The 12,762-nt window shown below is 57.3% G+C and carries 11 protein-coding genes; all 11 read right to left on the bottom strand.

Annotated elements, in window-relative coordinates; translation table 11 throughout:
• Positions 1 to 6: 6 nt before the first annotated feature.
• Positions 7 to 798 (bottom strand): 3-deoxy-manno-octulosonate cytidylyltransferase, encoded by a 792-nt coding sequence (kdsB, locus tag NTX17_03975; GenBank protein ID MCX5800524.1) that lies wholly within the window; start codon positions 796 to 798, stop codon positions 7 to 9.
• Positions 799 to 900: 102 nt separating this feature from the next.
• Complete coding sequence (locus NTX17_03970; protein MCX5800523.1) at positions 901 to 1,458, bottom strand: Fe-S-containing hydro-lyase; 558 nt, start codon at positions 1,456 to 1,458, stop codon at positions 901 to 903.
• A gap of 89 nt (positions 1,459 to 1,547) precedes the next feature.
• Positions 1,548 to 2,399: a fumarate hydratase gene (locus NTX17_03965; protein ID MCX5800522.1), complete on the bottom strand. Its 852-nt coding sequence runs from the start codon at positions 2,397 to 2,399 to the stop codon at positions 1,548 to 1,550.
• A 156-nt stretch (positions 2,400 to 2,555) separates the two neighbouring features.
• A complete protein-coding gene (rpmA, locus tag NTX17_03960) occupies positions 2,556 to 2,810 on the bottom strand; it encodes a 50S ribosomal protein L27 (GenBank protein ID MCX5800521.1) in 255 nt (84 codons plus the stop codon).
• A 128-nt stretch (positions 2,811 to 2,938) separates the two neighbouring features.
• Positions 2,939 to 3,253, bottom strand: coding sequence for a 50S ribosomal protein L21 (rplU, locus tag NTX17_03955; GenBank protein ID MCX5800520.1), 315 nt, complete (start codon positions 3,251 to 3,253; stop codon positions 2,939 to 2,941).
• A gap of 59 nt (positions 3,254 to 3,312) precedes the next feature.
• Entirely contained in the window at positions 3,313 to 4,293 is a 981-nt protein-coding gene (locus NTX17_03950; protein ID MCX5800519.1) for a glycosidase, read from the bottom strand.
• Positions 4,290 to 6,578 carry a glycosyltransferase family 4 protein gene (locus tag NTX17_03945; GenBank protein MCX5800518.1) on the bottom strand — a complete coding sequence of 763 codons (2,289 nt, stop codon included), beginning with the start codon at positions 6,576 to 6,578 and terminating at the stop codon, positions 4,290 to 4,292. The genes NTX17_03950 and NTX17_03945 overlap by 4 nt, the downstream gene beginning before the upstream one ends.
• A gap of 74 nt (positions 6,579 to 6,652) precedes the next feature.
• A complete protein-coding gene (locus tag NTX17_03940) occupies positions 6,653 to 8,191 on the bottom strand; it encodes an Rne/Rng family ribonuclease (GenBank protein MCX5800517.1) in 1,539 nt (512 codons plus the stop codon).
• Between the two features lie 46 nt (positions 8,192 to 8,237).
• Positions 8,238 to 10,859: a TIGR03960 family B12-binding radical SAM protein gene (locus tag NTX17_03935; GenBank protein MCX5800516.1), complete on the bottom strand. Its 2,622-nt coding sequence runs from the start codon at positions 10,857 to 10,859 to the stop codon at positions 8,238 to 8,240.
• 298 nt (positions 10,860 to 11,157) lie between these two features.
• Positions 11,158 to 11,895 (bottom strand): ComF family protein, encoded by a 738-nt coding sequence (locus tag NTX17_03930; GenBank protein ID MCX5800515.1) that lies wholly within the window; start codon positions 11,893 to 11,895, stop codon positions 11,158 to 11,160.
• A 56-nt stretch (positions 11,896 to 11,951) separates the two neighbouring features.
• On the bottom strand, positions 11,952 to 12,731 hold the full coding sequence (gene lgt / locus NTX17_03925; protein ID MCX5800514.1) for a prolipoprotein diacylglyceryl transferase: 780 nt from the start codon (positions 12,729 to 12,731) through the stop codon (positions 11,952 to 11,954).
• Between the last annotated feature and the right edge of the window lie 31 nt (positions 12,732 to 12,762).

Here is a 12,762-nt window from a genome sequence, read left to right as displayed (position 1 = left end):
CCGCCACTAGTGTACACGTCCTTTATGCACCGGCCCGGCGAGCGACGCCAAGAAGGCCGTCGCCTTCTTGATGTCCGAGGGCACGTCCACTCCGACGCACGAGTGATTCGTCAGAACGACGGCAATTCTATGCCCACGTTCAAGGATTCTGAGTTGCTCGAGACACTCGGCAAGTTCGAGAGGTGTTTGCCCGAGCCTGACAAAATCAAGAAGAAACGTCCGCTTGAAACCGTATATTCCCACGTGTCTCAGGAACTCGACGCCCTGCTCGACACCCGTCTCCGCGCGCACTGTCCCCAAGGACGCAAGTGGCGCGTAAGGTATGGGGGAGCGCGAGAAGAACAACGCGTCTCCGTTCAGGCCGCGCACCACCTTGACCACGTTAGGATCATTGAGGTCGCACTTGTTCCTTATCTCCACTGCCAAAGTGGAAACGTTGAGCGAAGAGTCTCCGAGAAGGGGAGAAACACACTCGTCAATCATCTCGCCGGCGGAGATCATCTCGTCACCCTGGATGTTCACCACAAAGTCGGCATCAAGCTTTCTCGCTACCTCGGCAGCGCGTTCGGTTCCGCATTTGTGTTCGGGAGAGGTGAGGACGGCTTTTCCGCCGAAGCCTTCGACTTCGCGGGCAATGCGTGAATCGTCGGTCGCCACCATGAGTTCGTTGAGGCAGCGCGAGGACAGGGCTCTTTCATAAACGTGGCGTATCAGAGTCTTGCCTTCTATGAGAGCCAGGGCTTTGCCGTTGAATCGCGAGGAAGCGTACCTGGCCGGGATGATTCCTGCCACTCTCACTGGATTCAAAATCCTTCTCAGGTAAGTTCAGCAACCTGAGAAACCGCCACAGAAACAGCCACGCAGTTTCAGAGAGAAGAACGGGTAAACGGCGAGCCCTCTTTAGGGGAAGGGCCGGCTGTACTTCTTCACTCCCTCGACAAACAGGTCGCCTCCGTGACAATCCTGAGCAACAATTACGGGAAAATCGACGACCTCGAGCATTCTTACAGCTTCGGGCCCCAGTTCCTCGTAAGCCACAATCTTGTTCGCCTTGACGGCTCGCGCAATGAGAGCTCCCGCACCTCCGACGGCCGCGAAGTACACGGCCTTGAATTTCTTCATCGCCTCCACTACAGGCTCCGTGCGCTGGCCCTTCCCTATCATGCCCTTGAGCCCGTGCTGTATGAGGATGGGTGCGTAGGGGTCCATTCTGTAGCTCGTCGTCGGGCCGGCCGAGCCGATGACCTCCCCGGGTCTGGTGGGAGTGGGACCTGCGTAATAGACTACTTGTCCTTTGATATCAAAAGGCAGGGGTTCGCCCTTCGAGAGAAGGTCGACCATTCTCTTGTGAGCAGCGTCTCTGGCGGCGTAAATGACTCCGCTGATGAAAACTTCGTCCCCGGCTCTCAGGTCTTGTACCACGTTATCGGTGAGCGGTGCTGAAACCCTTTTCACGATCGCATCCTTTCCCGGAGAGTTGAACGCTAGATCCGCACGAGCAAGTTCCTAACAGCGTCTTCTCAAGTGATCGCCCGGCCCCGTTCGTCCTAGATGATCGCTTCTTTGTGACGACTGGCGTGGCAATTTATGTTAACGGCAGCAGGCAGGCTGGCGATGTGACAAGGAAAGGTTTCCACATGCACTGCCAGGGCCGTGACTCTTCCGCCCAAACCCTGGGGTCCGATCCCGCTCGAGTTTATCTCCTTGAGAAGTTCTGTTTCGAAAGCAGCATATCTCTTGTCGGGGTGGTGCGAACCCAGCGGCCGCAACAACGCCTTCTTGGCGAGAAGGGCACATTTTTCGAAGGTGCCACCAATCCCGACGCCGACGATTATCGGCGGGCAGGGATTACCGCCGGCCTTCTTGACTCTCTCGACCACGAATCTTCTCACGCCCTCGATGCCGTCGGCCGGCTTCAACATCGCCACGCCGCTCATGTTCTCACTACCGCCACCCTTGGCGGCAAGCGTGATTTTCACTCGGTCACCCTTGACAATCTCGGTGTGAATGACCGCGGGCGTGTTGTCGCGGGTGTTCTTTCTGTCAATTGCGGGATCGTCCACGATGGACTTTCTCAAGTAGGCCTCGCCGTAACCCTGTCTCACGCCCTCGTAGACGGCCTCCGTAAGGTCGCCGCCTTCGAGACACACGTCCTGACCGATTTCCAGGAAAATGATGGCGAATCCCGTGTCCTGGCAGCTGGGAAGTTTGGTCTCGCGGGAAATGCGGGCGTTCTCCAGAATCTGCTCCAGTATCTGCTTTCCCGTGGGAGATTCCTCAACGCGCAAACCTTCCTTGATCGCGCCGATGAGATCGTCGTCCAGGTCCCAGCTGGCGGACATGCAAAGCTCTTTCAATTTCTCGGTGACTTCACTCGTTTGGACTGTTCTTTTTGCCATAAGCTCTCTCGGATTGAGGTTAGACAAGAACTCCGTAGCAGAATGCCGAGACTGCGTTTGAACAGGAATTAGGACAACGAACAAAACGGCGCGGCACGCGGCACAGGCAACGCACGCGACCGTCAGACGGCGGCGCACGGCCTCAAGATCGCACCCCTAGACGGTCTGTACGCTGACCTTCTTTCTGGAACGTCCCAGCCTCGAAAAGACAACCTTACCCGAAATCAGGGCAAAGAGAGTGTCGTCTTTACCCATGCCGACGTTTATGCCGGGGTGAATTTTCGTGCCTCTTTGCCGCACAATGATGCTGCCGGCGCTCACAGACTGGCCGCCGTACATCTTTACCCCAAGCCTCTGGCCGTGGCTGTCTCTGCCGTTGCGGGAACTACCAACGCCTTTCTTGTGTGCCAACTCAACTCACCTCGCTACCCTGTGGCTCAAGGTCGGCCTTTCGCCGACGGGCCGCTTGTTGTCGGCCCCTCCCCCACCGGCCTCGCGCACCACTTGGCCCGTAAGGATCCCTCAACGGATCCCTCACGCTACTTGGCCTCTATGGAAGAAACCTTTATCTCCGTAAAATCCTGTCTGTGACCCGTTTTTTTCTTGTACCCTTTGCGTCGCTTGAACTTGAACACGATGAGCTTCTCGCCGCGGCCCTGCGACACCACCACTCCCGTCACTTTGGCGCCTTCGAGAAACGGCTTACCGACCTTGACGCGCTGCCCGTCAGAAAAGAGCATCACGTTGGAGATTGTCACTTCGTCTCCGATTTTCTTCTCGAGTTTGGGGACCTTTATCGTGGTGTCAGGCTCGACCCTGTACTGGAAACCGGAAATTTCTACTATTGCGTACATCTTGCTCCACCAATCCTATGGATAACCGCCTCCGAAGAAATAACCCTTAATAGATACCACTACTGCGGCCGGGTGTCAAGCGCAAGATTCTCTGAAAATGCTTGGGGGCGCTCCAGCCACTCAAGGCAAGCCCGAACACTGCCTGTGGCCAGGGCAATGCACCTATCCGCTACGCCGTAGTACAGGCGGATGGTGTCGCCGTCGGGGGCAATAGTGTTGCCACAAGGAAAGACGACGTTGTTCACGTCCCCTTGCCGCTCGTAGGGTTCTTCTGGGCCGAAGACCCACTCGTCGCCGCGCTTCAGGCAACGTTCAGGTGTTTCCAAATCAAACAGAGCGAGCCCGAGTCGGTAAAAACCACCGGCACTTGTCTGCCGCACACCATGGTAAATCACCAGCCAACCTTCCCGGGTCTCGATGGGCGGGGGGGAGAGGCCGATCTTGTTCGCATCCCACCATCCGCCACGCCGGGCTTCCAGCATCAGCTTGTGGCTGCCCCAGTGCCGCAGGTCGGGCGAATAGGACATCCACATGTGTGCCCTTGGAGAACTGACCGGGCGATGGATCAGGGCCCAGTTGCCGCCAATACGACGAGGCAACAAAGCCGCATCCTTATCTTCCGGTGGCATGACCACTCCATAGCGCTCAAAGTGGCAGAAATCTTCCGTGAACGCCAATGCCACGCCGGGTCCGTCGCGTGTGTAGGCGGTATAAACGATGGCATACTTACTTGACTCGGGGACGTAGGTGATGCGCGGGTCTTCAATGCCCCACAGTTCTTCTGGAAAGTGCTCGGGGTCAGCCAACAGGGTCGGCCGCTGGTCAATCTGCCAACCGTCCACGCCATTGGCGGAGCGAGCAGCGCAAAGGTGGGAATGCCCGCGCCGATCTTCCACCCGACACAAGAGCAGGGTGGTTCCGTCCGGTAGCAATACGGCGCCGGGGTTAAACACACTGTTGACCGGGTAGGGCCAATCTGCGGCGGTCAATATGGGATTGAGCCTATACCGGCTAAAGAGCTCGACGTGTTGATTGCTCATTGAGATCGTGCCTCCACGGATACAATGCTATTCTCGGCAAGACGCAGCTCCAGCAAGGTCTGAAGAAAGGCGAGCGTAGACTCGGCGCCCTGATTCTCGTTCGGACGGTCGGGGTGGAGGCCGTCTCGACAACCACCGGTCGTCGGATCGTAGATGGGCAGGTTCAGATCGTTACGCCCAAGGAACCACTCAAAGGCGCGGCGGGCTTCCTTCCGCCAGCGCTTGTCACCCGTGATCCGGTAGGCCTCGAGACAGGCGGAGCTCATGGCTTGTATCTCCACAGGTTGTTGATCGAACCGGGAACGCTCGCCGCCCCGCTGATAAAAGCCATTGGATCCGATGGGAACAAAATGTCCCCCACCCACGTCGGCGTGCTGCAAGTGGGCCAGCCAACTGAGCGACTCCAGTCCGGCCTCGATCATGGCAGTATTCGGTATGAATTGCCCACACATGAGCAAGGCGTGCGGCAACGCGGCGTTGCAGTAGGTCAGCGTGTCTTCGTACCAGAGCCATTCGGCCGAACGATGGCTCTGATACAACCCCAACAAACGCCCGGATAATTCCTCCCGGACCTGGCCTGCCATTCGATCACCGGCAAACCGCCGTAGATACTCGTGGATGCCGATGAGCGCGAAGGCCCAGGCCCGTACGCTGGTCGTGTTGAGAATGGCAGGCAGGGCCTGCTCGAACAACCGGCCAGCCATACTCTGTAGGGCCGGCGTGTTGGAACGACCCAACACCGTACCCAACGCCCACAACGCGCGACCGTGGCAATCATCTGAGCCGCTATCTTCCAGCCAGCGCCGCTGGTAATCCATGAAGTTGCGGAAGCGTCCGGTCTCGGCATTGAAGGCATACCAGACGAAGGCCAGATAGCGGGAAGTCAGTTCGAATGACTCTCCACTACCCAGTTCCTCCAGGAGGGCGCTCACCATTAGAGCGCGGGCGTTGTCGTCCGTGGTGTAACCCTCACGATAGTTGGGCACAGTGAAAATGGCATGCTGCAAGATGCCGGTCTCGTCCGTCATGTGACGCAAGTGATCGAGTTTGAGGGGGGGCAGTTCGCCCGGACGCTTGTCGAGCGGTTTGACCGCGAAGCCGGGGGTGGCGAAATGCCGGCGTTCGGCTCGGGCGCGTTCAAAGCTCTCCATGTAGCGGTGTGCCACCTGCGGCCAGATCATCGCCCGACCAAACAGGTAGGCTCGCTTGCGCATGGCGTGGCGCTTGGCCTCGTTGTCCAAGAGGTCGATTACTTGCTCGGCCAGCGCCGGCGGGTCACGGAAGGGCACCAGCACTCCCCGCTCTCCGGCCAGCATCTCCTCCGCATACCAATACGGCGTTGAAATCACGGCCTTGCCCGCCCCCAGCGTGTAAGCCAGTGTACCGGAGGTGATCTGCGCCGGGTTGAGATAGGGCGTAATGTAGACGTCCGCCGCGCCGATGAACTCAACAAGTTCCTCCAGACTGACAAACCGATTGTAAAAGATCACGTGACCTTCCACGCCTTTCTCTTGGGCCAGCCATTGCAGGGACAGCCGATACGTTTCGCCTTCGTGCTGAATCACGTGGGGATGGGTCGCGCCAAGGATGATGTAAACCACGTTCGGATACCGGGCCACGATGGCGGGCAAAGCGGCGATGACATTCTCGATCCCTTTGTTCGGCGAGAGCAGGCCAAAACTGAGAAGGACGATCTTGCCCTCGACTCCAAACAAGTCTTTGTGGAAACTCGGATCGACAAAAGGCACATCGGGTATACCGTGCGGGATCAAATCAATCTTTTCCGGCAACACACGGTAAACTTCTTGCAAGAACTCCACGCCGCGCCCACTCATGACAACCAGCCGATCGGACAGGGCCGCGACCTCTTCCAGCACCATTCGCTGATCCGGGTCGGGATCGCGCAGGATGGTGTGCAATGTCGTGACGACCGGCATGCGCAATTCACGCAAGAGGGCCAGGATGTAACTGCCCGCCCGCCCGCCGAAGATGCCGTATTCGAATTGCAGGCTCACCAGGTCGACGTTGTTGATATTCAGGAAGTCGGCGGCACGACGGTAAGAATCAATATCCTTTTCCGTCAGTTCGAATCGAACGCGAGGTGGATAGTCGTAGCCCGCCTCGATGTCGTTGACGGGCAGGGCAATGCACGTTGTTCCGCCATATTCGCCGGCGATGGCTTCACACAAGTCCGTGGTGAATGTGGCGATGCCGCACTGACGCGGCGAGTAGTTGCCGATGAATGCGATGCGGTTGATCTTTGAATTCGCTACGCTTTGTTCCATCATGCAATCCTACGTTCTAGCGTGATATTGCAGTGTGTCCCCACCGCACCCCCTGCGCGCACCTCTCAGCCCCTTCACCCCTCAAACTGCGACGTGACGTCCTTGTTTCCCCGTCTCAGGACCAGCCTGAAGTCTTCTCTCCTGAGCGATGGGTCGTCCACTATGTCGAGTTCGAGCCCGAGCCTTCTCTCAAGCTGTTCAAGCCTCGCGCCTCTCTCCTCGAGAAGGTAGACCGCGACCTGGGGCGACACCTTAAGCCGCATCTCTTTCTCGCCCAGTTCCGCCGCCGCTCTCTTGAGTATGCGTTCTATCTTCATGGACATGGACTCGAGGGAGAGAACTCTTCCAACCCCGCCACACGATGGGCATTCTTCGCTGAAGTAGTGGAGGAGGCTGGGTCTTTCACGCTGCCTCGTCATCTCAACAAGGCCGAGATCGCTCACTTGAAACGCCTTGGTCCTCGCCCTGTCCTTCCTGAGTCCGGATCGAAGCTCGTCCAGGATGGCCTTCTTGTGATTCTCGTGCTCCATGTCTATGAAATCGATCACGATTATGCCACCCATGTCCCTCAGCCTGAGCTGCCTGGCGATCTCGTGAGCGGCCTCCATGTTGGTCTTGAAGGCCGTCTCCTCCTGATCCTTGCGACCTATGTAGCGTCCGGTGTTCACGTCTATGGCCACGAGCGCCTCGGTCTGGTCTATCGCGATGTAGCCGCCCTTCTTAAGCCATATCTTTCTGTCCATGGCCTTTTCTATTTCCGGCTCTATCCCGAAGCAGTCGAAGATGGGGGTCCTGCCCGTGTAGAGCTTCACCCTGTTCCTGAGCTCCGGAGCAAACGATCTGACGTACGACAGGATCTGCGCGTGCTCCCTCTTTGAGTCAATCACAAGCTTGTGCACGTCGTCCGTAAAAATGTCTCTGATGAGACCGGCCACCAGTTCCATGTCTCTGTGAAGAAGTGCGGGCGCGCGGACCTTGCTCGCCTTGATTTCGATTCTCTTCCAGAGTTGGGTCAGAAACTTGACGTCGGCTACGAAATGCTTCTTCGTCTTACCTTCGCCCGCCGTCCTCACGATTATCCCCGAACCGGGGGGCTTTATGTCCGAGAGTATGCCTTTCAGTCTCGACCGCTCGCCCCTGTCTTCTATTCTCCTCGAGACGCCCGCGTGGTCTGCGCACGGCAACAAGACGAGGTATCTCCCCGGAAGCGAAATCTGTCCGCTCACGCGAGGCCCCTTCGTGCCGATTGATTCCTTCGTGACCTGGACCAGGATCTCCTGGCCTTTCTTCAGATGGTCCTCGATCTTAACGGCCTGCCTGACGTCTCGCCGCTTTTCCTCGTCGTCGTCACGAGAGTCGCCCTCGAGATCGTCGAAGTCCACGAGGGACTCCACGAGGTCGGACACGTGAAGGAAGGCGGTTTTCGGGAGACCTATGTCGACAAAGGCCGCCTGCATCCCCGGCAGCACGGCGTTGACCCGTGCCTTGTGTATGTCACCCACCCTTCTTCGCCGGTCGGCCCTCTCAACGAGCAGCTCGACAAGTTCTTTGTCTTCAAGAATGGCTATTCTTGTTTCGTGTGGATCACAGTTTATGAGAATTTCTCTAATCACGACTAGTTTCACCTCGCACTGAAGTTCCCTAACGTCGACGCCCGACTCACATCGGGGTTTGAATACCTTTGGAGGAACTCACGTAAAGTCCGGTCCTCTCTATGGAGAGGTACCTCTTCTCGATCTTGTCGTCCCCCAAGTCTTCGAGAAGTATGCCAACAACCTCATCCGGTCTTACCACATCTGTACCCTGAATTGAAAGCAGCATTTGTAGAACGGGCCGCTTTCCGTGAGAAAGTTCTATCTCTTTCACTGCTCCTGCAAGCTCTATTTCCCGGCGCTTGGAGTCCGCTCCCCTCTCAAGAGTCACCTTGCCCTTCTTCGCGAGGTAATCCTTCGCGCCAGAAAGGAGGTTGCTTATCTCTTCCAGACTCATGCCGGTCGGGGCCACGAAGTGCTCCGGAAATCCTATGTCGTATCTTGCCAGAGTGCAGACGGACGAAAGGGATCTCTCTCCCGGCGCGAGGCGTTTCCATTCCAGAAAGCGTATGCCTTCGGGGAGAAAAGGATTCAGCGCCGCTCCGGGGTCTTCTTGCGGAGCCGTTTCAAGCTCCAGGTCGAAATACTCGCTCCTGCTCACAAAACCGAGCGGCAGGGGCGGCCCGAACGAAACACGCGGTCTGGCTCTGTAGCCTGATGAATAAGCGACGGGCAGTTTCGAAGCTCTGAGTGCGCGCGTGAAGATCCTCACGAGGTCGAGATGCGAGAGGAATCTGGCCTTCCCCGTCTTTTCGTATTGCAGTCTATATTTTCCTCCGGTGAGGGCTTCCGCTCCCGCGCTCAACTCCACGGAATGCGGCACGGGAGTGCCCGCCTTCCTTTCCGCTTTGTTTTCCTTCGTGGAAACGAAGCACGTCGCCTCCGGAGTCAAGCCTGTGCCTTCCAGCACGCCACACGAATGGCAGGCGCCTCTCCTGCAGTCCTCGGTCAGTCGACCTTCGTAGGCCGCGGTTCTCTCCCTGAGCAAGAATTCCCTGCTAACAACTTCCACGTGATCCCAGGGAAGGGGCCGGTCAGTCGACCTCGCCCCGGTGTAGGATTCCGTGCTCAGCCCGCTTTCGTCGAGAGCTTCTTGCCACAGATTGAACCTGAAGAAATCGGACCAGGCGTCGAGCCTTGCCCCCTTCTTCCAGGCCAGAAGAATCGCCTCCCCGATCCTCCTGTCTCCGCGCGCGATGATGCCCTCGAGAAATGAAACACCGGGATCCCGCCATCTGACCTTTATTGGAAGCCGCCTCAACGGGTCAACGATTGCTCTGGTTTTGGAGGCCATCTCTTCGAGCGAATCTTGCCTTTCCCACTGAAAGGGAGTGTGCGCCTTGGGTATGAAGGGCGAAATGCTGACGTTGAAGCTCGCTCGTGGATTCACTTTTCTGGCCGCTCCCAGGGCCTTCTCAATCAGACGAGGAATCGCCCGGATGTCTTCCTCGGTCTCGGTAGGCAGACCTATCATGAAATAGAGCTTGATCAGATTCCATCCGAATTCTGAAGCGACGGTGATGGCCGTCACTATTTCTTCGTCGTCCATCCCCTTGTTTATGACGTCCCTGAGTCTCCTCGTGCCTGCCTCCGGCGCAAGAGTCATCCCCGATTTCTTGAACCTGTCAAGATCCTTTGCCAATTCGAACGTCAGGGTGTCGGGTCTCATTGAGGGTAACGTGACGTCAACTCCTCTCTCGGCAAAGGCATCGTCCAGCAAAGGCAACAACTCCGGCAATCCGGAATAGTCTGGAGTCGAAAGTGAAACGAGGGAAATCTCTTCGAGGCCAGCGTTCGCAAAACCCTTGATGGCCTCACCGAGGACCGAATTCACGTTCTTCTCGCGAACAGGCCTGTACGTGTAGCCCGCCATGCAGAACCTGCATCCGTGCGTGCATCCCCTCATGACCTCCACGTTGAGCCTGTCGTGCGTCACCTGCACGCGGGGCGTGAAAATTATCGGCTCGTGACGTTCGATGCTCTTCGTGACGGCGCTTCTCACCACGCTCCGCCCGGAAGTGCATCTTGTGCTCATTCCGTCCTCGGCGCTCCTGATTGAAAACAAGGAAGGCACGTAAAGGCCGCGGCACTTCGAGAGCTCTTCGAGGACTTCCGCCCTGCTGTCTCTTCTCTTCTTGTGAGCTTTGACGATCGAACAAATCTGGCCTATCGTCTCTTCCCCATCACCAATTGAGAAGCAGTCGATGAAGTCAGAGAGGGGTTCCGGATTCAAGGCGCAGCTTCCGCCTGCCACAACGAGAGGGTGAGACTCGTCTCTCTCGGAAGCAAGCAACGGGATCCCGGCCAGGTCAAGCATGTTGAGAACGTTGGCACACTGAAGCTCGTATTGAAGCGAGAACCCGACCACGTCGAAATCTTTCATCGGAAGCGAGTGACATAGAGATAAGAGAGGGATACATCTTCCTCTGAGTTGAGCTTCAAAGTCCGGCCAGGGCGCAAAACAATAATCGAGCAAGACGCCCCCTACCTCCTTGAGCGCGGCTCCCAGAATCCTCAGCCCCAAGTTTGCAACGCCCACCTCACAGGTGTCCGGAAACACCAGCGCCACCTTGAGCTCCTTGCCAGCAGGCATGTCCCTACAGCCGGTGACGAACTCACCTACGTACCTGCCCGGCTTGCGAACCAGAGGCAGAATCAGCTCTTCGAGGGTCGTTGAATAGTTTTTCATCTGTTCTAACAGGACGTGCGAAAAAAAAAGGGGAGTCTGAACCGAGAAAGGCTTACGGCAAAGTCCCGACCCGACCAGCGAAACCTAGAGAAACCACAGACTGCCCGGTTTTCTGGAAGCTTTCGCCCATGATAGCAGGTTGTTTCGCCCTGCTCAAGCGGAAACGTGTAACGCGTTCACAGGTAAACTGTTGCGTGACTATCAGCCGGTGCCGGCCCGGCCGCGACGGGAACTCGCGGCCCCACTCCCCTACCACCAGTGGCATGCTCTCAAACAGCTACTGCGATCACAGAGCTTCCTAGGCAGCGATTGCCACCACGAGGACCCTACGAACACCCGACGCTCTCAGAGCCTCTGCGCAGGCCGCCACTGTCGAGCCGGTAGTAACGACATCGTCTACGAGTATGACGCTCTTGCCGCACGCCACGCTCTCTTTGGCCACGACAAAACTGTGCAACAGATTACGTCTTCTTGAGTCCCCGGTCAGTTTGGCCTGCTCGGCTGTGGGCCGTAGTTTCGACACAAGATCCGTGATCAGGGGAACCCCCGAGTGAGCCTCCAACTGTCTGGCGATTTCCGCGCTCTGATTGAACCCCCTCTCTCTCAGTCTCGCTCGAAAGAGAGGAACGGGGCACATGAGCTGAAAATTCCTGAAATCTTCGTCGACGATGCCCGAATCCAAGATGAGCCGGGCCAGGACCGATGAAAGCTCTCTTTCCCCGGAGTACTTGAATTTGTGGACGAGATCGAGTATCTCTGCTCTCGCTCTGACGGCGGCCCGTCCAGTTATGAAACTGTGTGACTCTTCCCGGCAGGCGCAAGATTCGTTCTCTGCGCCCCCTCCTCTTCTCCCTTCGAAACGGCAGAGCGGGCAGAAAAAGACGGGGTCGGCCCCGAGCGAGCCTCCACAGCGCGAACAGAGCTTTACACCTGAGAAGATTCTCGTCTCGCAGAGTACACAAAACTGCGGTAGGAAACACTCGACAAACGCCGCCCCGATTGACCTTGCGGTGGCCAACATTCTCTCTCCCATCATCCCAACACCCCCCATGAACAAGTCGGCCAGCCACGTGCCGAACGAAAGGAAGCCGGCTATCTTGCCCTACGGCGGAGAATCCGCATCATCACAATTGAGGCGGTGATGAAGCCGGCGGCGATAAGTTGATTGTTGTTGAATCGCAGGTTTCCCAACCGGCCTATGTAATCGCCCTCGTCGTAGTATCTCGTGAAGTCGATCAGGACTCTGGCCACCGCCAAAGCGAGGAGGCACGTCCAGAAAAGCTGCCCCTGGAATTTCTTTCTCCTCTCGTACCAGAGGAGAAAGAAAAAGATAACGAGGGCAAGGCAAGACAAGTAAAGCTGCGATGGATGAATTCTCGTGCCCCAAGAAACGGTCGCCGAGAACGAATCGTCGGGAAAAACGATCCCCCAAGGCAGGCACGTCGGCGTCCCAAAGCAGCAGCCGTTCATGAAGCAACCTATCCTTGTGATGGCTTCGCCCAACGCGATGGAAGGAGCGACCACATCGGCGACCTTCCACGTTGAATAGCCCTGCCACCTGATGAACACGAGGCCGCCAATAACGGCCGCTATCAATCCGCCGTACATCGAGAGCCCACCCGCCCAAATCATGAAGACGCCGGCAACGTCCCCCCGAAACTCACTCATGTGCGTCACCACGTACTGGGTCCGTGAACCCGCCACAGCAAGAAACAGAACTATCAGGGCAAGCCACACTACCAAGTCTTCGGGCACTTGCACTCTTCTCGCACGCCTCATCGCGATGTGCGTTCCGACAAGAAAAGCCAGAGTAAGGGCGAGACCGTACGACTTCAGATGCAGTATCCCCACGTGCAGAATCTCAGGATGCATTGGTTTTCCCCGCCATTCTCTCGATCGGCAC

The sequence above is a fragment of the Candidatus Eisenbacteria bacterium genome, assembly GCA_026388185.1.
Taxonomy (GTDB): Bacteria; Eisenbacteria; RBG-16-71-46; order JAFGJU01; family JAFGJU01; genus JAPLKG01.
The sequence above is the reverse complement of the archived record's forward strand: the minus strand, read 5'-3'. Positions and strand labels throughout refer to the sequence as shown.